The following is a 21,682-nucleotide window of genomic DNA, read 5'->3' as shown; positions in this document are numbered from 1 at the left end:
TCCGTAGATTGTGACGGTTATATCAAATTTATATTTTAGTTCATCACAAAAATAAGGTCGGGAGATATTGAGTGTCCAGGTTCATAATTTAATGAAATTAATACGATATCCTGTCGTTTATCCTATTCTTAATTAGACGGTGGCGGTGAACAAGGCTGCGATAACAGGTACTGATTAATTCATCTGGACTGAGCGACAGAAGTAATGGGACAGACACTGAGAAGTCATATTGGCAGAGTTTTCTGCATGATAGTCATGCTGTTGTCGCTAGGAGAGGAAGCCCAGGCCAGGAAACTGGTGATCGCCGGAGTGGAAGAAGCACCGTTGAAGATGTACTTCAACCGGGATTACTACGGCATTGATATTGATGTAATCAGGGAAGCCCTGAAGAGAATGGGGGTCGACTTTCGTTTTACGCTGATCGATGTGGGCGCCAGAATGCTGCGTATGGCAGAGCTGGGGCAAGTGGATATGGTCATAGCTGTGTCGCGTAAGCCTTCCAGGGAAGCTTATTTGTACTATCCGGAAGCCAGTTATCTGGAACTCACCTGGCACTTTTTCATCCGAAAAGAAGATGCCGATAAAATTCACTTTGATCGATTATCTGACCTGAAAGGACACCGCATAGGGGCGACCAAAGGCTATGCATACACGAAAGATTTCTGGAGCAGCAGACTCAGGTTGATGGAAGTTAACAGCAATGAACAGCAAATACCGCTGTTAATGGCCGGCCGGATTGATGCCGTGCCGCTGAATACTCTGGTGAGCCGATATGAACTTAAGCTGGCCGGTTTGCAGGATAAAGTGATTTTCCTCCCCAACCCGCTTTCCAGTGCCAGTTACTACAATGCCTTTTCCAGACATTCCACTTATCCTGATATTGAAGGGCTGGTTCAGCGATATAGCGATACCATTCAGGAAATGAAGGCTGACGGCACCATTGGTGAGATTTTCAATAAATACCTGAACTGATTCCAATTTCGGCGTCATCGGCTCGAAAAGGCGGTATTATGCGTCTCAGAGCATGTCCTGAGCTGAAAAGTTCCCGCTTTCAACTACACTTTTAGAAAGCAATGATAAACAGTTTCGAGCGAATTCTATGAAAGCTGTCTCGGCATCAACGAATGCTCTGGATGCATACCGTGCAGGAGTGGAATTGGCGGATGCAATGGCTGAGCTCAATCCGGAAATCATTTTTCTTTTTTCCACGGTTCACTACGAGCAACCCGAAGAACTGGTGGAAGCGATCTATGACACTCTCAATAACAACCAACTGATTATCATCGGTAATTCAGGGGATGGGTACTATGAAACTCATGGTATTGAGGAAGTTGGTGCGGCAGCTATTGGATTGAATTCTGATAATCGAGTTCAGTGGCACATTGATCTAGAGAAGGGGTTGGAAGATTCTCCGACTGAAGTTACGGACCGTATACTTGCACGTATCGTAGCTGCAGGTAAAGATGAGCTGCCAAAACTGGTATTTATGGCCGTGGATTTTCGGACTGACGCAAGCCTGGTTGGTGAGGTGATAGAAAGAGAGAGCCGCTTTCCCATCATAGGAGGTATGGCGGCGGACGATAACAAGATGGCCAGCTGTTTTCTTTACTGCAATCGCGAGGCGGTTCGCGATGCGATTGTGGCTGTCGCGGCTTATGGTTCTATCAACTTCGATATTGCGATCAGCAACACTCTGACACCTATTGGTAAACCCGGAACAGTGGATGAGGCCAAAGGGGCAAATATCATCAGGGTGGATGGCATTCACGCGACAGAGTTTATTGAGCGAGAGACCGGAAAACCTGTGCTTCAGACTGATCGGGGGATTACCTCTCTGACGATTATCGACCCTGACCAACCGGGTATTCGGCGGCTGCGTTCCATCGTCCCGGATTTTTCCAGCTCCGATACCTCTCTAGGCCTGTTTGGCGGAATAGAAAAGGGCAAGTCTGTCCAGGTGTGCCTGGCCGAACCGGAACTGATTGTCCGGGAGGTGTATGAACGGTGCCGGGAACAAAAAGAGAAGGGATTTGAGCCGGTTGGGGGGATCGTTGTCAGTTGCGTGGGGCGTAAGTGGCTGCTTGGCAGTGAGATCAAGCATGAATTATTGGCGTTGACCCAAGAATTTGGTGGGTCACTGCCCATCGCAGGGTTTCCGTCATTTGGCGAGATAGGGCCATTGCAACTGGATGGACAATATACAAGAAACCTGTTTCATAATATGACCTGTATTACATTGCTTATTGGCGAATGAACTCTCGTTTTATCAGCACGATCCAGCCTGCACCCGAAGGATTTGAATCAGGGGTACCAAATAAAAAAGATTTGGTTGCCGGGCCTGTGGTTGTTTATACCGATCAGCCCGAAAAACTATTCAAAATTGTCGGTAACAGGAAGAGTCGTATTCATGGAGTGATACTGGTCCCTGGTAAGGAGCTGGTTACCCAGCGTATTGGTCCGTTAGCCTGGTACATTAGTGTTCCGGAATCCTGGCGCAACAATATCAGACTGCTCCTGACCCCTCTGGTGGAACTGCTGATAGGTAATGTCCAGCTTTACGATGAAAATTCAGCCCTGAATAAACAACTGGAGCGCGCTTCCCGTGAACTGGGAATCCGGGAGCAGGATTACAAAAGAGTGGCGGAAAAACTGCAGGGTAAAGTTTCCGCGCTAACTGAAGCTCAAGAACAGATATTGGACTTGAACCAGGCCTTGGAAGCCCGGGTGGAAGAAAGAACGGCGGAACTGGCAGCTGCTAACCAGAGCCTGGTCAGTGCAAAGGAGGCCGCTGAGCGGGCCAACGCCTCCAAAAGTATGTTTCTGGCGATGATGAGCCATGAAATCCGAACGCCGATGAATGGGGTTATCGGGCTGTTGGAGTTGGTCAGCCATACGGAGTTGGATTCCGAACAGCAGAGAATGATTGAAACGGTGCGGGATTCCGCGTTCTCTCTGCTAAATATCCTCAATGATATCCTCGATTTTTCCAAAATCGAGGCGGAACACCTGGAGATCGAGAGCAATCCGCTGTCATTGGTCGAGTTGGTCGAAGGAGTCGCTCAGACATTAGCTCCCGGGGCCTACCAGAAAAACCTCAAGTTGCACTGCTTTATCGACCCCAGCATTCCGGATATCGTGATTGGCGATGAAGTTCGTATTCGACAGATCCTCTTTAATCTTTGCTCCAATGCCATCAAGTTTACGCAAACCTTAAACGCCGGCGACGGATATGTATTGATGTCGGCCAAGCTGCAGAGCGTGGAAAAGCATCATTGCCGGGTGCAGTTTCAGGTGAGCGATAATGGCATCGGAATGGAGCAGGAGGTTCTTGACCGCCTGTTTACACCATTTATGCAGGGAGAAAGCTCTACCACCCGGCGCTTTGGAGGTACCGGTCTTGGGCTGTCCATCTGCAAGCGGTTGACCGAGTTGCTTGGTGGGGTCATCAGCGTTACCAGCCAGAAAGATCAGGGCACCACTTTTAATCTTGAACTTGATTTTCCGTTGGGGGAGGCCGAGCCCCGTCAGAAACTGCTGTGCGGGCTGGAAGTGCTCATGTATCTGCGTGATCTTCATGCCGGAGACACTGTGGAGGAGTATCTAAGAGGGGGCGGGGCCAAAGTGACCCGTTACCGCCAACGTAACGGATTGTTCGGCGAAGTATCAGTCAGGGCAAGACATGAGAAGAAGCTTCCTATTGTTGTTCTGGATCTCGAAGACCGGGAGGATCTGGATTTTATTGAGAGCCTCCAGCCTTTGCTTCGAGGCCGGGAAGTCTCAGTCGTGGCCATGGCTCCCTACCAGTTGCACATGAAAGTTGTACCCTCCTGTACTCTGAAGGCCGCCAATCAGCCCATTCGCCGGGAAGAGTTTATCCAGACGGTAGGCGCTGCCGCGGGGTTGTGCAGTCCTCCGGTTCCTGTTGCTGTAACCAGTTCCCGACAAAACCTTGAGCTGATTACCCTTCCGGAAGGCGTGGAAGACTACTGTATTCTGGTGGCAGAGGATAATGCCACAAACCAGGACGTTATCCGCAAGCAATTACAGCGATTGGGGTTGAACTGTGTCATGGTGGATAATGGAAGCCAGGCTCTCGCGGTATGGCAGGAGCGACACGTGGATCTCATCCTGACCGATTGCCATATGCCGCAGATGGACGGGTGGCAACTGACCAAGGCAATCCGGCAGCGTGAGCAGCAGCTTAAACAGCATGTGCCTATTGTCGCGATTACAGCCAATGCGCTGCGGGGTGAGGCCGAGAGATGTCTGAAGGCAGGAATGGATGACTACCTGCCGAAGCCTGTTGAAATTGCACATTTGAAAGAAAAGATTGTGACATGGTTAAAGCCTATGAACCGTGGGCAAGTGAAAATTCATGAGATTGAAAAGAACGCTATGAAAGAAGCGACGCTGAATTTAGATATTCTTACTGAGCAGATCGGCGATGATCTGGATATCCATTACGATATCCTGGACCAATATCTCAGCGATATCCGACTAGGTATGGAGGCATTGTCCCTGGCCGCCCAGGACAAAGATATCGAAACCATTATGTTTCTGTCGCATAAGATGAAATCGTCGTCCAAAGCAGTGGGGGCTGAGGATTTCAGTGCAGTATGTGAAAAGATAGAAGGCCTGGGGCGAGGTGCGGATTGGGAAATCCTGATTCAAGAGTTGGAAGTTCAGAAAACCAGCTATCGGGAAGTGGAGGCAATCATCGACGATTGGCTCAGGAGTCAGCGATCCGGTAAGTGAGTTTATGATTAGGAGATGAGGATATTTCCTGCTAGCAGGATGGGTATGATGCTTTGGAGGGATTGGGTGGTCTTATGACACCTTCAGAGGAAGAGAAGATCAATCTTGAGCATGAAGCCGCAAGGCTCTTCATGCGCTGGTATGAAAAGAACTACCGCATTCCTGTTCGTCATATCTGGCATAACCGGCCGAGAAAGCCGGATGTATCCTGTTTCATTGACGGAGAGAGGCTGGACCTTGAAATAGCCCATCTGTATGGATCTGAGGAAGAAGCCATGCAGATCCTGGGACGTTCGCTGGATCCTCATACTCGACGCGAACTGCAACTCCTGAAAGCGACAGATCCCCATGAAAGGCTGATTGAGGCCCTCAACAGAATTCTGGCCAACAAAGCCACCAAGAGCTATAAATCCAAGCGGGTGTGGCTGGTTATCCGAAATGCCCACCCGGCCTGGACGGCTGAAGAAATCATGACCTTGCAACACCATATTCAGGTGCCTCCCAATCATCCTTTTGAACAGATCTGGATGGTTGGCGATATGGCAGGTAAGACGGGTATCGTGCAGCTTTATCCGTAGTTATCGTTTAAAAACCACTAACCTATAATCAATATCCAGCCAGAGCTCAAACGCTTGTCAAAGTCCATCGAACGATCAATGTCTGCAGCTCTGTCTGTCTGAGCCTGCCGATCAATCAAGATTGGTTGATTGATCGCTGTACGGCCTTGTCAGTTGTCAGAAGTGGAGTCTTTGGGAGACGCTTCAAACCACAATTCAGGGCGATCCAATGGGGTAGCTGCCGGAAGGATGGTGTTATCGAGGAAGTAAACCTGCCTGTCTTTCAGGGTTGCCTTGGCAATCAGCGCCGCATGAAATTGATAGAATAACTCGTCAAATGAACCCTTTGATAATGCGCTTTCCAGTCCGCGTTGAATGATATCGGCCAGCTTTTGATTTCCTGGCGTGACAAAGTAGTAAAAGGCTGTGGGATATCTCAATAGCTTGGTTTTCTCCACCATCAGGCCGCTACTGTGGTGGGCTTTTTCTTCTGCCCAGATTTCCACAATAGACCGTGGGAACAGGTCAACACGTTTATAGGCCAGCATATCGAAGGTGGCGTTGTAATTGGGAGTTCCGAAAACCTGGAATCCGTTGTCACGAAGTATTGTGCTGTCGGGCCAATCATGGCCCTGGACAACCGGGTGTCGCTGTAGTTCGGTCAGTGTCATGGGGTGACTGAACAGGTTCTGGTTATCTTTATGGATGAGAAAAATGCGCCAGCCTATCAGGCCTTTATAAATTGGAATGCGGATGGGGAGCAGCTCACTTTCCCGCTGCTCGGAAGTCATGCTCCAGACGACATCCACATGGGTTCCCTTATGCAGCTGCTGCAAAGCCCGCCCTTGAGTCATGACTTGTGTTGTTGGTTCCAGGCGATAATCCACGCCGCTGGTATCGAGTGCGAGCTGGAGCAATGTCAAAGGGTAGTCGGTGCGTTTGTCGGTATCGGTTTCAGGTTTTGGATAGCGCACAATCAGAGAGGCAGGCCAGCAGGACGCAGCCACAAAGAAAATCAAGACACCTACAGTAAAGCGAATCTGCCAGACCATACCACTTTCCGACTGATATGTTGTCGCTGAATGGTTTTTAGGGGTAAACCTGTTTATAAATAGATTAGGACAGAATTGATAACCCGTCATAGTTTAGCCACTGGGGAGAGAGTCAACCTGCTGTTATGATGATTAGTGGTATTTCTGCTGCGGGGGGTGATTGTGCACGAGGTTTTGATGGCTGGCTACAAAGATCACTTCAAATGACTAAGCTGTACTCAAATATTCTGTGCGCTATAAATAATCTGCACGCTATAGGCTCAGACCTTTTTGGAGCTGTGTCGCTTATCTTGATGCTTAGCCTCATGCTCCCGGGTGTTGCTCACGGCAAGACAACTCTGCGGTTTTCTTTCGGTTCTCATAACGGCCCGCCCTATATTCTGACGGTAATGGATGGGGGAGTGAAAAAGGTGACTGGAGGTCTCCTTTATGAGCTGGGAATGGAATTATCCTCACGGCTGGAAGTCAACGCTGTATTTGTGGAAGTCCCGAGAAAGCGAATGTCCCGGTGGCTGCTTTCCGGACAAGTGCATGCCTACTGCGAATGGAATCCGCAATGGGTGGAAGAGTCGGACGAGTTATTGTGGTCGGAGCCCGTTTATCAGTCGGCTGATATTTATCTGGTCAGGCAGGATTTTCCGGGAAGTTTATCTGACTTTAATGACCTTCGGGGACTGACCGTGGGAACCCAGATCGGTTACCGCTACTCCGATGCTTTCTCCGGTCTGGTGGCCTCAGGTTTAACCAGCAGGCTTGATGTTAATACGCCGATTCAACTGATGGATATGCTGGCCCGCGACCGGGTGAATGCCATCATTCTGAATGATTTGATGGTGAAGTATTACCTCAAATTTGAACCCTACGCATCGGGCATCAAGATGATGCCGCTGGCGGACGCCAGGGTTGATAAATTCTGCGCTTACTCGCCTAAAGCCCCTGTTTCCTTTGAAAGATTTAACCGTGTGCTTTCAGGCATGGTCGAAGACAGCACGGTGGCCCGAATTCTGGAACATAGTCTCTCTACGGAAATTCGTACTGCTGAATCACCAGGCACTTCAGGGCAATAGTCCCGGAAGTTTGCCCCGACTGAGATCCCTGGATACACGTCTGGCTTCCTGACGATTGGCAATGCCCAGCTTTTGGTAGATATGCTTGATATGGCTTCTGACCGTGCTTGGGGCAACAAACATGTTTTCAGCAATATTTTCATTACTTCTTCCTTCACCAATGAGCCTCAATACCTCCCATTCTTTTGGAGTCAGCGCCAGCGCTTTGGCCTGCTCGGGAATTTTGTCCAATTTGTGGAGCGGGCGCTGTCGACGCCGGGACAACTCCAATATGCGTTGCAGATGGCGGTTCTGTTGTGCATTTAACTGACCCTGTACCTGGTGATATAGATCGATTACCAGATCCGGCATTTGCAGGAAACCGGCAATGGCCCGCATGGGCTCAGCCAGTTCGAGCGCTCTGAGGACCGCCATCGATGCGTTTTGATTCTGCCCAATGGCTTCGTAGCCCCAGGCCAGCAATAACTGGTTACGCATTTCTGACAGCTTTAATCCGTGGTCCTGAGATTGTTTGATCAAGGGCACTAGAAGGTTGATAGCCGCTTCAAAATAGGAACAGGCCAACATGGCGTTGGCCGAATTGCGTACTTGCGCCTGACGAAAATGGTTGGGGGCCTCAGTAACCGGCGACTGCTGGCTGAGCCAGTTACGAACGGCATGATGGTTTCCAGTCATGGTCCAGAACCTGATCTGGGTTGAAGTTGCCAGCGCTTTCCAATCCGAGTGGCATGGATGCTGGGACATCAAATCTGAATTGCGGGCGACCAGACTGGCAGCGGTTTCCAGGTCTTCCTGATGTAGTGCTATTTGTGCCTGAAGGGCGTTAATCGGTACCTGACAATGATCGTCAAGATGCTCGATAATCCTCAAGCCGGTGTCGCAATGCTGCTTTGCCTCATGAAACTGGAGCCATTCAAGCAGAAGCTCCGCGCGCCGCCGATGGACGAATTCCATGACAGGAATCTGGGCCAGATGATGGGAGCGTGCCACCTGAAACGTCTCAGCCTGTTTTTGATAAGCGTCTGGCAGAGCGCCCTGATGAAACAGGATGTCTGCCTGCTGGCCCAGGGTCCACAGTAAAGACTGAATGGATTGAACCTCCCTTGCTTCCGACTCGGCTCGACTGAAGTGTGCCAGAGCCAGATCAAGATTCCCGTTGCAGACATTCACTTCACCCATGACGGCGAGGGCGGCCGCCTGAACATTATGCGCGGACTCCGGGGCAGTCTTCAGGGCCTGACGGGCATGACATTCTGCTGAAGCTGTATCTTCAACAATGGCGCATAGCTGTGCCTTGAGCGCATGAATCTCTGCACTCACCTTGCGCCAATGCAGGTTTTCCACTTGCTCCGGAAGCTGTTGTTCGGCTTGGCTGAGGACATTTTGCAGGGACTTTGCGTCAGCTTGCGTGAGACATACCCAGGCCCTCAAGAGGGTTAACTGATGATTGTGACTGATATCCATCGGTGGCAGAGCTTGCAGGCAGCGCTCAATCAACGTGATATGACCTTGCTCGAACAGACTCCAGCCCTGCTGGGTTAGTGTTTCCCTGATCAGCTCCGTGTTGGCGATGGCCAATGCATGGCCTAGAGCTTCCGCCACTTGGTGTTGGTCCCGCCACCAGTCGTGAGCCTTTTGATGTAGTGCCATGATCTGGTCTGCCGGGTAGGAAAGCTCCAGTTGATGCCGAAGGAACTCAGCGAAGAACGGGTGATAGCGATACCAGCGCCGGTACTCATCAAGGGGAACCAGAAACAGCCCTCGCTTTTCAAGTTCCTGTATCTGATAAAAGCTGTCAGTAACGCCGGTAACAGCTGTTGCCAGTTCAGGATTGAATTTGTCCAGAATCCCGGTCTTGAGTAAGAACTCCTGTTGAAGTTTCGGTTGCTTGAAGAGAATTTCCTCGGCCAGGAAGTCCAGTACATGGGCATGGGTGCCGTTAAAGTGACGGAGAAAATGGTTGATGGAATCCTGAGTTGGTGCAGAGAGGGCGATGATCTGCAGTCCGGCGGCCCAGCCATTGAGCCGTTCGAGTACCTGCTCCAGCGACTGGCGATCAATGATTTGTGCCTGACTTGGATTAAGAGGTTTAATCGGCGTTCCTTCCGATACCGGGCGTGCAGAACTTTCCTGAAGGAACTGTTGTGCCTCCTCCAGGGTAAAACCCAGGTCGTCTGCACCGATTTCCTGAAGGACGCCGCGCACCCGCCAGTTTGCGAGCCCTAATGGAGGCTCTCCCCGAGTGAGTATATAGAGATGAAGCTGCGTGGGCTGATGCTGGATGAAAAACCTCAGGGCCTCATGAATCCGCTCGTTTCGAATGTTGTGATAGTCATCAAGTACCAGAATGATACGCTGATCCAGGGTGCTGAGTTCGTTGCACAGTTTCCCAACCAGCCAGATGAGATCGTACAGATGAAACACCTCGTGCATCCGCTCCAAGGCCTGTTCGAGCTCAGGTAGCTGTTGCTGAAGAGAAACCAGAAGGTAGCGACCGAAACAAGCGGCATCATTATCCAGATCATCAATTTGAAACCAGGCAGTCCGACCGGGTTGATGTGAACTCCAATGGGCAACGAGTGTGGTTTTGCCGAATCCGGCCGGAGCCCGGATGATACAGAGGGGTTTATTTGTGGCTTCGTTTAGCAGGGCATCCAGTCTTGGTCGATTCATCGTGGTCGAATCGACGTGAGGCAAAATGATTTTGCTGGGAATGAGGGGTCTGGCGTCTGGCAATTCATCAGTATTCATGTCAGGTCCAAAGGAGCTGTTTAGGCTCTCTGCCGATTTTTATTTTTATCTTTGATCAGGAGGATAGATAACGGCGGGTGATGCTGAAAACCTCCGCCATGGGGGAGTAGTCCCCTGGCGTAGAGTACATTTTCGGGGAGTAGGGCGGGTGGCAGGAAGTAGACGCAGCGCCTGTGTAACAGGCGCTGTTAAGGATAGCAGCTATTTATGCGTATCAGAGGATGTGGTTTACAATAGTTTGTCCGGTTTTCCTGCTGCCCGTCTGTCCGCCAGCCACTCTTCCTGGGTATGGGCGGCTTCACTGCCCGTCATACTATCGATAATTTCAAAGTAATCATCGTTGTAAGGATCGGCCAATACGGCAGCGCGGTTTTTGCAGCGCACGGCGTACACCGTCTGGATATTCTGATGATCGAATGGTCGCCAGAACTGTTCGTCCTTTAGTAAGGTGTAGTGATGGTTTTCCAGTGCTTTGATGACATCGGAAGTCTTGAAGGACTTGGCCCTTTCCACGGCATCCCGATACTGCATCAGGATACTGTATGCCGAAGCCGCTGAAGATGAGGGTCGTAACCCGTATAGTTCGGAGAACTTTTCCACGAACTCTTTGCCCTTGGCAAAGTTATAAATATAGGGGACCTCCCAGGTCCATGGAGCTGCGCCCACCACGCCTTCCATAATCGCCGGTCCGGCTGCTTTGGCCATGCCAAGTGTCAGGTTGGGAACCACAACGGCCATTTTTTCCTTGATTCCCATATTGGTGGCCATTTCCAGTGCCCGAACCATGTCATCGCCAAACAATACGAGAACCAGTATTTCAGCTCCGCTTTTGTCCGCCTGTTCCAGTGCGCCGGCAAAATCCTTTTGTAGTGCGGTGGGGAAGGGGGTCATGACGCCCGGATGTTGCCCCTTGTCCATGGTATCGCTGAATATTCTGATGGATTTCTCCGTACTCCAACCCCAGGTGTAGTCAGCTGTAATAAAAAAATACTTCTTGCCGGCATAATTGGCTTTGAGGTACTTGGACAGGACCTTGGCACCCATCCAGGCATTGTAGCTCTCCCTGAACATGTGGCTATGGCCTTCAGTACCCGTGGTGGCGTTGGAGTAAGTCAGAGTGCCGAAATAGATGCGATCCCGGGCTTTGGCAGCCTTACCTCCTGCAATAGCGACAGCGCTGGAGGAGCCACCAAAAACTGCGACGACGTCTTCGCGGTCAATCATTTCGGAAACATTACGTTCTGAGCGGTCCGGTTTTGAGCCGGTATTTTTGATGATCAACTCAACCGGGTGCCCCAAGATTCCCCCGCTGGCGTTGATTTCATCCACCGCCATGAAAGCTGCGCGTCTCTGGGCCAGCCCCTGTTCCTGGTAGCGACCTGTTTGTGGGTAATTAAGACCTATCTTGACGGGTGTGGCGGCGATGACTTCGCCACAGAATATCAGGCAAAAGACTGCCAGGCTTGAATGAAACCAGCGCATTGGTGCGACCCTCTTTCTTGTTTTTAGTTAAGGGAATCTCAAAAACAGTTCTTCACAACAGCCGGATATTTCACCAATGCGGAAGAACTCTTCAGAGGTTCCTGAATTTCGGGTATTTGAGGAGTTACCGCCAAATCTCGCCTGATCCTTCTTGCTCGATCCGTGAGACTTGCGCGACTTTTATTTTTTAGAAACTTTAATTTTCTTAGAAACCTTCCGTTAGATGAGAGGCCTCCAGCTCCTTCTACTCACAACATCACAGACTAGTGGAGTCCCGGAGAATAACTAATAGGCAATTAGTCTAAATATTAAGCAGCTCTATGACCCCTAAAGCGGATTCAGTCGCAACTTGACCTATTTGCATCATTAAATGCTGTTAAATAGTGGGGTTTGCTATCGATTCCGAGGGTTGCGGAGACTACTATATAGGTAATATCAATTTATCGCGGGATATGTTGTATGGAAGTGAAATCTACAACAGAGGCACCGCAAACACAGAGTTCTGGAGATATTGAGGGGCAGGTATATCAGGCTGTTGATCGAAAGGCATTGAAAACATACCTGGGGCATCCGGATAGAGCCCATAACACTCTTAATCTTTCTCAAACAGAGGGCTTTCTGTTTGCTGTGGCCTGCTGTCCACAGGACGTCCAGACTTCTGACTGGTTGCAGGTGGTGCTGGGTGAGGAATTTATTGACGAGGATCTGGCGCAACAAGGGCTGGATCAGCAACTTGAAGACTTGTATGTTTCGATCAGGGAGCTGGTAGCAGAAGGTGCTTATCGACTGCCTGAGGACTATGAATTCAGCTGGGATGCAGAAGAGCGCCGGAGTTTTGAACAATGGTGTGAAGGAGCGCTTCTGGCGGATGAGTGGCTGGAATCACAGTGGATGGACGCCTTGTCTCAGGCGTATCACCGGGATCCGGTATCCTACGAGAAACTCTCTCACGATCTTGATGATGTCATCGGCCTGTTCAAAATCATGGTGGATGTTGATGCGGCACTTGAGGTGCTTGAAAAAGATTCAGCCGCAGAAGTGGATGATTTTCGCCAACAGCTCAGAGACAGCTACGAAGTATTTAACGAATACCTGACGGCCTACATGAAGGCCGGAAACGGATTGGCCGTTTATTATCACAGTGACCCTCAAGTACGCCAGGAACCCAAAATCGGACGTAACGATGCGTGCCCTTGTGGGAGCGGCAAAAAATACAAGAAGTGTTGCCTGAATTAGATTTGGTGGTATTCGGGCATTTCAGCGCATAGAGGAGCTCTTTAACTAACGCAGGAGGTCATAACCTAACGCAAATTGGAGGAGGTCTGAATGAAGCTCTATCGTTTTGATTACAGTTGCTATGCCAGAAAGGTTCAGATGGTTCTGGACCTGTTGAATCTGCGGTACGACATTGAAGAAGTGCCTTTTCTCGATCGCAGTAAGCTGATTAACCTGACTGGCGGTTACATCCAGGTGCCGGTGCTGTTAATGGATGACGGAACGGTACTCAAGGACTCCAGAGTGATCTGCAAATCCCTGTTGTCGGGTGACAACGCCGAAAGACTGACGCCTTCTCCCTGGCAGGGGCCGATCTGGGCATACGCTGACTGGTGTGACTCGGCGTTGGAAGATGTGCTGTTCCGGCTGGCCTCCCCAGGAATTCGAAATCGATTCAAAACTGCCTCTGAAAAAGCGTTTTTCTCCTTCATCAAAGAACGTAAATTTGGCGAGGGATGTGTGGACCAATGGGCCAGGCAAAGCGGTGAGCTGGTCAGCAAGGCCCGCAGCCTTCTGCGTCCCACGCTGGAAACGCTGAGTAAACAGGCATTTATTTTTGGAGATCAGCCCACTTATGCTGACGCAACTCTCTATGGTCACGTGAAAATGGTGGAAATCTCCGATCCTGATCTGCTAACGGATATTGCGCCCGATCTGAGGCTCTGGCTGAATCGATTGACGGAGTTCTCGCACAGATAGCGAGGAAAGGTTGCGGTGAGAAGTAGCGCGTAGAAATGTGCGGAGGGGAGGAGGAGCCTCCCCTGAAAAATTCTGCTGAAGAAGCACCTCTCTAAATGAGCCTGTGTCGGACTTGCCTCTTGGTCGATACAGGCAGCTCTATGGCAGATAGAGTTTAAAGGTGCCGCCTCCAAGTTTACTGTCATTACTGAGTTTGATGGTTCCTGTCTTACCATTCTGTGTATGCAGGGTGGCAATGCGATGGGCAAAATAAAGACCCAAGTGAGTACTGCCGGATTCGAAATTAACCCCTTCTGTCAATTTTCCGGGCTGCTCCAGCATGACGGTTGGAAAACCGGCGCCGTCATCTTCGATCATGATGCTGAGTCCGTCTTCTTCCTTGAATGCTGAAACGCGAATGGCGTCATGGCTGTAGCGAATGGCATTGGCCAAAGTGTTATTGATGACCCCACTGATGAGATCCCGGTCAAAATAGCCGCTAAGTGTCTCATCACATACCAGCTCACAGCGCATATCCTTCACTTTGAATAAAGGATGATATCGAGCAATGTGCTCTTCCAGAAAATCTCTCAGAAAATGCTCGTCTATATGAGGGCGTAGAGCTTCATTCTCCAGCTTATAAAGGCTGAGCAATTGGACCAGGTCATTGTTAACACGGGCAGCTTCATATTGAAGTGTGGCCATCCTGTCGGCGACGGGCAATTGGAGTTCGTTGACCTCCTGGCTGACCTCATCAAGCGAATGCAGCAGCATGCTTAATGAGTTTTTCATGTCATGGACGCTGGAAGCCATGATGAAATTGAAATCGAGGGGATTTGAGTTGTCTGACATATTTTGACCACTTGTTTACAGGGTTGACTACAGGTCCAAGTTTACAGGTGTTGTTGATGTTTCATTTCTAGCTCAAACTCACTATTCGCATTAAATGAAACATCAGCCGGCCTTGGCTTTGTACCGCTCAAGTAGATGCTGGTATCGCTTATACTGGCGATGATCCGGCGTCAGGGCGGACAGGCGTTCAAAACACATTTTCAGTAATCTGCCGATCTCAGGATCCTGGCTCATATTTTTACTATTGAGTTTAATAATGGTCTGTAACAGGTTCAGGTTCAAACCGACATGCAACGGAGTGATTTCCATGGCATCGCGAAATGCATCCAGAGCGGCCGCAAAGTCACCTTTCTCATACTGCTGGATACCTTCCCGGTTGAGTTCCCGTGCCTTGATACGCTGCTTGAGACTGACGGGTTCATCCCGGAGTTCTTCTATCTTGTGCAGTAGCTGATTATTGTCCGGATTTTCTTCAGCCAGCTTTTCAAGGAGTTTTCCCGCTTGCTCGGAATCGTCCAATGCATATAGTGTCTCAGCAAGTTCCAGTGTCAGATCAGGGGCTGAGCTCTCCATGTTTTCATAGAGTTTTTGAGCCGCCTGCAGCACTTTCTTGCTATCGTTATCTTTGTTCTGACCGGCCAGCACCCTGGCTTCTACCAGTCGGGACTGTAGTTGTACTTGATCTTCGTCCTTATATTTCTCCCTGATTTTGCTCAGTGCACGGCTGGCCTCATCTGCCAGCTTCTGTCCTTCTGGTGATAAATCGCCCTGGGCATAGTCAGAAAGGCATCTTGCATATTCCAAGTGCAGGTTTGCCGTTTCGTAGCAGGAGTTCTCGCTGAGTTTGCTGGAATGTCGATAAGCCTTGGTGGCAGTGGCAAGGTCATGATTGGCATGGCTGATTTGTGCCAGTTCCTTCTGTCTTAGCAGAGCTCTTGGGGAAATGGATACCGCTGTTTCCAGTGTTGTCTGCGCCTGCTGGGTTTTCCCAAGTTGCTTCTGGGCTTTGGCCAGCCAGTCATAGGCTTCTGTCATCTCAGGCTGTTCCTGAATCAGAAACTCAAACATTTCGCAGGCTTCACGCGGATTCCCTTCTTCCAGGAGTACTTTTCCCAGACCTAGCCGGGCCCAGTCCAGAGGGCGCTTATTGATGATGTCTTCATATAATTTTTTGGCGTGGACATAATCTCCGCTGATGAAGTAGAGGTTGGCCTGAATTTTCAATATCAGAGCGCGATATTTGCTGTTGCTTTGCAGATGCTGGTTACACAGGCTGATGGCTTTGGTGTAATCCTCCTGGTCGATAGCCCGATAGACATCCTGCAGTGCTTCTTTCTGTTCAACCAATCTGTCCAAACGATTTTGCAGCAAGGACTGGGTGATGGGTTTGGTAATGTAACCGTCTGGTTGATATTCCAGAGCCCCCATCACCATTTCCTTGGCGGTTTCTGCACTGACCAGGAAGAAAATATCCGTGTTCTTCAGCAGCTTCCGGTACCTGAGTTCTTCCAGTACCTGCTGCCCATTCTTGTTGTCGCCCATATTGTAGTCACAGAACACCACGTCGAAGTGGGTACTGATACACTTCTGGATAGCTTCTTTCCCGTTTCTTGCACTATCAATATGTTCCGCCCCCATACGTCTGAGCATTTGCTTCATGGAGAAAATGAAATTATCGAAGTCATCAGCGATCAGGAACTTCTTTTTTTGGTAGGTTTTAAAAAGATTGCTCATTGGATATCCCTGCCAAGCCAAAGTGCTCCTACTGCCGGCAGTAGGGGGCTCTCCTGGTCCTGGCTCTGTTTCCTCCAGTTAACCGAAAAAAGCAGAGGTTAATTTTGCCAAAAAATCGCATTACCAAATGTATGGGGTCTTATCGGGTAGGTTATTGCCAACTACGAGCAACATTTCGTTTATCAAGTGGCTCTTTCTGGTGACAAAATGTCACTTGCTGGGTTTTATACCTGCCAATCAGACCGTTATAACAAGTGTAATGTTTTTTTTGGAACTTGCCTGATAATCGAAGTATTCGTTTTATTTGGCGACTGGAATTGTGCTGATGAAGAAAATATGAGTATGAATGGCAAATTTGAAAGGCATAAATCGCATAAAAGAACTAAGCTTATCAGACTTAAATGAAATGGGTTCCCAAGTCAGGCTGTCTGTTGTCCAGGTGGCCCGAGAGTGTTAACTAAACTTTAACTGGTTCAGATAATTCGTTAATCTAACTGAAGTTTCTTTTCCTACAGCTGCATCGTCGTGCAAGAAATATCATGCAAATCAAATTGAAAGTGGTTCAATGTCCCCCGGAGAGCGGAATGACCGGCAAAATGCTGACGGTCGATGAGTCAGGGGCGACAATAGGTCGGGCGGCAACCAATACGTTTGCCTTGCCTGATGTTAATCGTTACGTATCTTCTCTACACGCAAAAATCCAATTCACCGGTCAGAAGTTTGAGATCGTTGATCAGAGTACCAACGGTACTTTCCTGAACAATCTTAGTCAGGCGCTGGTGAAAGGGCAGGCGACGCCTTTGTCCAATGGTGACCAGATCCTGATGGGGCCGTTTGTTCTGGAGGTGGTCACTGATGCGGGTGCTGCGTCTGCTTCCGGTGATGCCGATACCACTTCAGTCAGTGCCACGCTGAGCGGATATGATTCCCTGAGTGTACCTGCAGACTCTGCGGGTGGCCTGGACGACCTGGATAAGTGGCTGGAGCCGGATGAGCCAAAAGCTGCGCCTGAACCTAAGCCGGTGATACCTGACAGTGCCGGAGCGGACGACAGTCTGATTAGCGGAGACAAAGAGCTTGACCCGTTGGCTGCGCTCGGCAAAGGGGCATCAGATCCGATGGCGGATCTTGGGCTGGGAATTGATTCGGGTATTGGTGCTCAGGATGCTCCGGAAGGCGAACTCCCGGAAGGAAGCCTGTTGAGTGGCGGCAGAATGGATGTTCCCGGCATTATTCCTGATGATTGGGATAAGTCATTGATCCAGCCGGCAGCACCAAAACGACCTTCCCGTCCTCAGCCACCTACAGGGAAAGTCCCTCAACCGAAAGTTCAGCTCAAGCAGAGTGAGCCGCCTCAAAAGCAAAAGCCCTCGGTCAAAGAAACCGGCTCCTTGCTGGATCTGGTGAATACGCCTGAGCATGAGTTGTCTTCAAGCCCCGAGCCAAAGCCGACGTCTGATAGCTTTTTTGATACGCCGGCACAGTCATTTGATCAATCACTTGATAATCCGGCACAGCCTGGCGAAGACAAACTGTTGGTAGATGAAGATAAGCCGGCGCCTATTCCTCCCCGTGATCCTTTGAGCGATAGCCTTCTTGAGTCCAAGTTTGGTGCGGAAATACCCTCGGACGAGACGCCGGTGCCCGGGAAAAGTCCCTGGCTTCAGGAACAGAAAGATGCCTCGATGTCTGGAGTTCAACCTAAGGAAGAAGTTGTTGCGCAGCCGCCCAAAGAGGGGTTGCCTAAAAAAGAGGCTCCGGCAAAAACAGAAGCCGGCCTGGATGATCTGATTGGTAAGCCTCAAAAGTCCCAGAAAGAGGCTCCAGCGGAAAAGTCTGCCCCTCAAGAGTCCCCCAAGGCTACGGCATCAGCCAAACAAGCCGCAATGACCCCGGAGCAGGCCTTGAACCTGGCGCAGGCCCTTGGCTTGGCCGGGTTGAGCAAGGAGCAGTTAAGCCAGCTCACACCGATTGTGGCAGAGGTGGTTCGGGTGAGTGTTGAAGGATTGATGCAGGCGCTAAGAGCCCGGCAAACAATCAAGAATGAATTTCGTATGAATCTGACGATGATTCAGGCTGCGGAAAACAACCCTCTGAAGTTCTCTCTGTCGCCGGATGATGCGATTGAGAATCTGTTTGCCAAACAGGGTAAAGCATACCTGTCAGCAATTGATGCAACCACGGAAGCCTTTGCAGATATATCCGATCACCAGCTTGCGCTGTTCAATGGAATACGTGGTGCATATGATCAGTTGATGAATAATTTCAATCCCGAGCGCCTGGAAAAACGCTTTTCCAGGCAGCGCGGTAAGTCATTGTTCGGCGGCTCAGGCAAGAACTGGGAAGCCTATCAGGACTACTATGAAGAGCTGAGCGAAGATCCGGAAAAGACCTTCAGGAACCTGTTCGGGGAAACCTTCGCAGAACATTATGAAAGGAGTTTCAATGAATTGAAGGGAAAACGCCGCAAATAACGCCTTATCAATAATGATATTCATAAGGCTTTTCGGCAAACCTGTTTCTATACTCTACGCATAGATCTGATGCCCACTCCTCGCCGGCGGTGGAGGGCGTTTAAGCAGAGTATTTGTAAGTTTCGGCAGAAAATTGGTTAACGAAAACGAATAGGATCGAAAGGCTATAGATGGTTATTCAATGTCACCTGGTGGCATATGACATTATCGGGTCGGAGGTCCTGGAAATTCTTGTGGAGGTAAATTCGGCATGAAATGCCTTAAACAAACGATCTTTCCCATCATCTCAGGCATATTGATGGTGTTGATAGCGGGCTGTTCTACTGTAGGAGGTGTGGTTGGTCGTGACACCACGGTCACTCTGAATATCACCACTGCGACCGATATCAATCCTGATGAGGACGGACGTGCATCCCCCGTTATCCTGAATTTTTATGCCCTGGAGAATGAAAGGCAGTTTGAGCAGGAAGACTTCATTGCCTTGTACCAGGACCCGGATGCGGTATTGGGACGTGATCTGATTTTTACGACCAAGTTTAAGGAATTTACACCCGGTGAAGAGCGCACCGAATCGCTTGTAGTGGATGATCGTACCCGCTACATCGGGATTATGGCGGAATATATTCGTTATGAAGACGCTGCGACCAAAATTGTCATGCCAATAGATGCCAATACAGGAAACAAGTTTCGCATGTTTATCGACCGCCTCAGCATGCGCTATGAATAGTCCGGGGAAATTGCATGTCTTTTGAAAACAGAGTGGTCTGGACGGAGGGAATGTTCCTTCGTCCGCAGCATTTTCAACAGCAAGACCGGTACCATGAAAGTCTTCTGGAGGCACGGGTTCGTCCTCTCAGTATGTTCTTTTGGGGCTTTGATGAACTCGAGATCGATACGGCGCTGCTGAAACTCGGTAAATTTGCCGTTAATCGCTGCCGTTGTATTTTTCCGGACGGGACGCCGGTCAACATCCCGGATTACGAAGTAAATCTGGATATTCTTGAGCCGGGTAAAGGGATTCAAAATCAAACTCTTTACCTGGCCTTACCTGTTAAAAGGCAGGGGGCAACAGATACCCGGCTTGAAGCTAACGCCCAATCGTTGGTGCGTTATGATGCACTTGAGATCGAGACCTTCGACTCCACATCAGAGCATAGTGACAGCGCGAAAGTTCAGGTAGGAAAACACAATCTCCGTCTATTGCTGGAAAGTGAAGACCGTAGTGGGTTTACAGCTCTTCCGGTTGCCAGGATTGTTGAGACCCGTGATGACGGTGAGATCATTCTGGATTCGGCCTTTATGCCACCGTTACTGGATGTTCGCAGTCACCCCAAGCTCAGCGGTGTGTTAAATGAAGTGGCAGGAAGCCTGAACCTTCGGGCGGAGGCTCTTGCCGGACGGATTCGTGATAGCGGTCGTCAGGGTACCTCGGAAATTGCAGATTTCATGATGCTGCAAATGGCCAATAGGATGGAACCCTGGTTGTTGCATCTGGCACAGATTCGTCCAATGCACCCTGTGACGATGTTTGGTGAACTCCTGCAATTGGCGGGCGAATTGGCGACATTCACCAGCCAACAAAGGCGTCCGCCTGAACTGCCGCAATATAATCACGATAGTCCTGAGGTCTGCTTTAACCCTCTTTTACAGCTGCTGAATCAGTATATGAGCACGGTTAGCGAGACATCAGCCGTTTCGCTTGAGCTTGTGGAGCGCAAGTACGGCATCTATGTATCGCCTATAAAAGACCACTCACTGACAGACAAAGCCATGTTTGTTCTGGCGGTAAAAGCACATCTCAAACCGGATCAGATTCGTTCACGCTTTCCCAGTCAGGTGAAAATCGCTCCGGTCGAAAAAATCAGGGATCTGGTCAATGCACAGCTGCCGGGGATTGGTTTGCAGATTTTGCCGGTTGCTCCCAGACAGATTCCTTATCATGCCGGTTTTACCTATTTTCAATTGGATCGAGGTAGCGACTTTTGGCGCGAGCTGGCAAAGTCCAGCGGATTTGCGTTGCATATAGGGGCGGACTTCCCGGGGCTGGAAATGGAATTCTGGGCAATCAGAGATTAATGTCATGAGTAATGATTCCGATAAAACGTTTTTTGGCGGGCGTCCTGGAGGCGGAGATGATCGTACGGTGATCGTGCCGACCCCTGGCGGTCGTCCGCAACCGCAATCGTCAAGGCCTGCGCCTTCCTATGCGCAGCCAGCGTCGCCTCCTCCGGTAATGCCGCAAAATGCTCAGGGAATGGCCATTGATCAGGGGTTGAATCCTCTGATCGCCAGTGCCACCGAGCTGGTTGCTTTGCTTGGGGAGATTCGTCAGACAGTACAGGTACAGAATGCGGGGCAGCTTCGAGCCCAAGTGGTCAGTGCTATCAAAAGCTTTGAGAAGAAAGCTCAGGCCAAAGGTGTGGCGTCTGATATCGCATTGTCTGCCCGCTATATTCTCTGTGCTGCATTGGATGAAGCGGTTCTCAATACTCCCTGGGGAGCTGAAGTGGGCTGGGCCAGGGCCTCGTTATTGAGTACGTTCCACAACGAGACCTTTGGCGGTGAGAAAGTCTTTCTAATTCTTGACCGTGTGCAGGCTGCACCAGCCAAGTATATCGACCTGATTGAGCTGATTTATGTATGTCTCAGTCTCGGATTTGAAGGGAAGTACAAACTTGATCCACGCGGCAGGGACCATCTGGAGACTATTCGAGACAATCTTTCCAGAATGATCCAGATGCAGCGGGGAGAGTTTGAACGGGAACTGTCTCCTCGCTGGATGGGGTCTTCCCAACAGAAAAAACGCATTCTTGAATACATCCCCATGTGGGTGATCGCCTCTGTGGTCGCAGCGCTGCTGTTAGTGAGCTATAGCGGATTCCGTTATTGGTTGGAAAACGTGACTGATCCGCAGGAGCAACAATTACTGGAACTTGCGGATAAATATAAAGAATAGATCACAAGACTTGCATTGATCGCTACTGCTCGCGCTTGTGCTGCCGTTT

Annotated in this window: 16 protein-coding genes; 11 read left to right on the top strand and 5 right to left on the bottom strand. The window is 49.9% G+C overall.

From position 1 onward, the window contains the following. Nucleotides 1-246: 246 nt before the first annotated feature. From BTA51_RS23060 to BTA51_RS23045, 4 genes are all read left to right on the top strand, one after another. Nucleotides 247-972, top strand: a complete 726-nt coding sequence (locus BTA51_RS23060; RefSeq protein ID WP_168188271.1) for an ABC transporter substrate-binding protein — start codon at nucleotides 247-249, stop codon at nucleotides 970-972. Between the two features lie 127 nt (nucleotides 973-1,099). Further along, entirely contained in the window at nucleotides 1,100-2,254 is a 1,155-nt protein-coding gene (locus tag BTA51_RS23055; protein WP_094711448.1) for an FIST signal transduction protein, read from the top strand. After that, a complete protein-coding gene (locus BTA51_RS23050; RefSeq protein ID WP_094711447.1) occupies nucleotides 2,251-4,755 on the top strand; it encodes an ATP-binding protein in 2,505 nt (834 codons plus the stop codon). The genes BTA51_RS23055 and BTA51_RS23050 overlap by 4 nt, the downstream gene beginning before the upstream one ends. Before the next feature lie 74 nt (nucleotides 4,756-4,829). Continuing rightward, complete coding sequence (locus BTA51_RS23045; protein ID WP_094711446.1) at nucleotides 4,830-5,333, top strand: hypothetical protein; 504 nt, start codon at nucleotides 4,830-4,832, stop codon at nucleotides 5,331-5,333. Between the two features lie 149 nt (nucleotides 5,334-5,482). Here the strand turns inward: BTA51_RS23045 and BTA51_RS23040 are convergent, their stop codons facing one another. Further along, complete coding sequence (locus BTA51_RS23040; RefSeq protein ID WP_094711445.1) at nucleotides 5,483-6,364, bottom strand: hypothetical protein; 882 nt, start codon at nucleotides 6,362-6,364, stop codon at nucleotides 5,483-5,485. Nucleotides 6,365-6,654: 290 nt separating this feature from the next. Here BTA51_RS23040 and BTA51_RS23035 point away from each other — a divergent pair, with 290 nt between their 5' ends. Beyond that, nucleotides 6,655-7,431, top strand: coding sequence for a transporter substrate-binding domain-containing protein (locus tag BTA51_RS23035; RefSeq protein WP_168188270.1), 777 nt, complete (start codon nucleotides 6,655-6,657; stop codon nucleotides 7,429-7,431). Here the strand turns inward: BTA51_RS23035 and malT are convergent. Together malT and BTA51_RS23025 are read right to left on the bottom strand one after the other, a co-directional pair. Then, complete coding sequence (gene malT, locus BTA51_RS23030) at nucleotides 7,420-10,182, bottom strand: HTH-type transcriptional regulator MalT (protein ID WP_094711443.1); 2,763 nt, start codon at nucleotides 10,180-10,182, stop codon at nucleotides 7,420-7,422. The two genes, BTA51_RS23035 and malT, sit on opposite strands and share 12 nt — an antisense overlap. Nucleotides 10,183-10,410: 228 nt before the next feature. Beyond that, nucleotides 10,411-11,664, bottom strand: a complete 1,254-nt coding sequence (locus tag BTA51_RS23025; protein ID WP_094711442.1) for an ABC transporter substrate-binding protein — start codon at nucleotides 11,662-11,664, stop codon at nucleotides 10,411-10,413. A 459-nt stretch (nucleotides 11,665-12,123) separates the two neighbouring features. Between BTA51_RS23025 and BTA51_RS23020 the strand changes: the two genes are divergently transcribed. Continuing rightward, complete coding sequence (locus tag BTA51_RS23020) at nucleotides 12,124-12,900, top strand: YecA family protein (protein WP_094711521.1); 777 nt, start codon at nucleotides 12,124-12,126, stop codon at nucleotides 12,898-12,900. A gap of 90 nt (nucleotides 12,901-12,990) precedes the next feature. Then, nucleotides 12,991-13,638, top strand: a complete 648-nt coding sequence (locus BTA51_RS23015; protein ID WP_094711441.1) for a glutathione S-transferase family protein — start codon at nucleotides 12,991-12,993, stop codon at nucleotides 13,636-13,638. Nucleotides 13,639-13,776: 138 nt separating this feature from the next. Here the strand turns inward: BTA51_RS23015 and BTA51_RS23010 are convergent, their stop codons facing one another. Together BTA51_RS23010 and BTA51_RS23005 are read right to left on the bottom strand one after the other, a co-directional pair. Further along, the gene (locus BTA51_RS23010; protein ID WP_094711440.1) at nucleotides 13,777-14,469 is read right to left on the bottom strand and encodes a sensor histidine kinase KdpD; all 693 of its coding nucleotides are present in this window, start codon (nucleotides 14,467-14,469) and stop codon (nucleotides 13,777-13,779) included. A gap of 102 nt (nucleotides 14,470-14,571) precedes the next feature. After that, nucleotides 14,572-16,203: a tetratricopeptide repeat-containing response regulator gene (locus BTA51_RS23005; RefSeq protein WP_094711439.1), complete on the bottom strand. Its 1,632-nt coding sequence runs from the start codon at nucleotides 16,201-16,203 to the stop codon at nucleotides 14,572-14,574. Nucleotides 16,204-16,742: 539 nt separating this feature from the next. Here BTA51_RS23005 and tagH point away from each other — a divergent pair. The 4 genes from tagH (at nucleotide 16,743) to icmH (ending at nucleotide 21,633) form a co-directional block, all read left to right on the top strand. Next, nucleotides 16,743-18,677 (top strand): type VI secretion system-associated FHA domain protein TagH, encoded by a 1,935-nt coding sequence (tagH, locus tag BTA51_RS22995; RefSeq protein WP_094711437.1) that lies wholly within the window; start codon nucleotides 16,743-16,745, stop codon nucleotides 18,675-18,677. A 250-nt stretch (nucleotides 18,678-18,927) separates the two neighbouring features. Then, nucleotides 18,928-19,404 (top strand): type VI secretion system lipoprotein TssJ, encoded by a 477-nt coding sequence (gene tssJ / locus BTA51_RS22990; protein ID WP_094711436.1) that lies wholly within the window; start codon nucleotides 18,928-18,930, stop codon nucleotides 19,402-19,404. Nucleotides 19,405-19,418: 14 nt separating this feature from the next. Further along, nucleotides 19,419-20,753, top strand: a complete 1,335-nt coding sequence (gene tssK, locus BTA51_RS22985) for a type VI secretion system baseplate subunit TssK (RefSeq protein ID WP_094711435.1) — start codon at nucleotides 19,419-19,421, stop codon at nucleotides 20,751-20,753. Between the two features lie 4 nt (nucleotides 20,754-20,757). Further along, on the top strand, nucleotides 20,758-21,633 hold the full coding sequence (icmH, locus tag BTA51_RS22980) for a type IVB secretion system protein IcmH/DotU (protein WP_094711434.1): 876 nt from the start codon (nucleotides 20,758-20,760) through the stop codon (nucleotides 21,631-21,633). Nucleotides 21,634-21,682: the final 49 nt, after the last annotated feature.

Origin of the sequence: Hahella sp. CCB-MM4 (genome assembly GCF_002260525.1) — a bacterium.
In the GTDB taxonomy this organism is placed as follows: Bacteria; Pseudomonadota; Gammaproteobacteria; order Pseudomonadales; family Oleiphilaceae; genus Hahella.
This window is presented reverse-complemented; position numbering and strand designations above follow the sequence as displayed.

Excerpts from the sequence above, each read along its gene's own strand:
- BTA51_RS23060 (WP_168188271.1), top strand. The coding sequence starts at position 247 with ATGATAGTCATGCTGTTGTCGCTAGGAGAGGAAGCCCAGGCCAGGAAA.
- BTA51_RS23055 (WP_094711448.1), top strand. The coding sequence starts at position 1,100 with ATGAAAGCTGTCTCGGCATCAACGAATGCTCTGGATGCATACCGTGCA.
- BTA51_RS23050 (WP_094711447.1), top strand. The coding sequence starts at position 2,251 with ATGAACTCTCGTTTTATCAGCACGATCCAGCCTGCACCCGAAGGATTT.
- BTA51_RS23045 (WP_094711446.1), top strand. The coding sequence starts at position 4,830 with ATGACACCTTCAGAGGAAGAGAAGATCAATCTTGAGCATGAAGCCGCA.
- BTA51_RS23040 (WP_094711445.1), bottom strand. The coding sequence starts at position 6,364 with ATGGTCTGGCAGATTCGCTTTACTGTAGGTGTCTTGATTTTCTTTGTG.
- malT (WP_094711443.1), bottom strand. The coding sequence starts at position 10,182 with ATGAATACTGATGAATTGCCAGACGCCAGACCCCTCATTCCCAGCAAA.
- BTA51_RS23025 (WP_094711442.1), bottom strand. The coding sequence starts at position 11,664 with ATGCGCTGGTTTCATTCAAGCCTGGCAGTCTTTTGCCTGATATTCTGT.
- BTA51_RS23020 (WP_094711521.1), top strand. The coding sequence starts at position 12,124 with ATGGAAGTGAAATCTACAACAGAGGCACCGCAAACACAGAGTTCTGGA.
- BTA51_RS23015 (WP_094711441.1), top strand. The coding sequence starts at position 12,991 with ATGAAGCTCTATCGTTTTGATTACAGTTGCTATGCCAGAAAGGTTCAG.
- BTA51_RS23010 (WP_094711440.1), bottom strand. The coding sequence starts at position 14,469 with ATGTCAGACAACTCAAATCCCCTCGATTTCAATTTCATCATGGCTTCC.
- BTA51_RS23005 (WP_094711439.1), bottom strand. The coding sequence starts at position 16,203 with ATGAGCAATCTTTTTAAAACCTACCAAAAAAAGAAGTTCCTGATCGCT.
- tagH (WP_094711437.1), top strand. The coding sequence starts at position 16,743 with ATGCAAATCAAATTGAAAGTGGTTCAATGTCCCCCGGAGAGCGGAATG.
- tssJ (WP_094711436.1), top strand. The coding sequence starts at position 18,928 with ATGAAATGCCTTAAACAAACGATCTTTCCCATCATCTCAGGCATATTG.
- tssK (WP_094711435.1), top strand. The coding sequence starts at position 19,419 with ATGTCTTTTGAAAACAGAGTGGTCTGGACGGAGGGAATGTTCCTTCGT.
- icmH (WP_094711434.1), top strand. The coding sequence starts at position 20,758 with ATGAGTAATGATTCCGATAAAACGTTTTTTGGCGGGCGTCCTGGAGGC.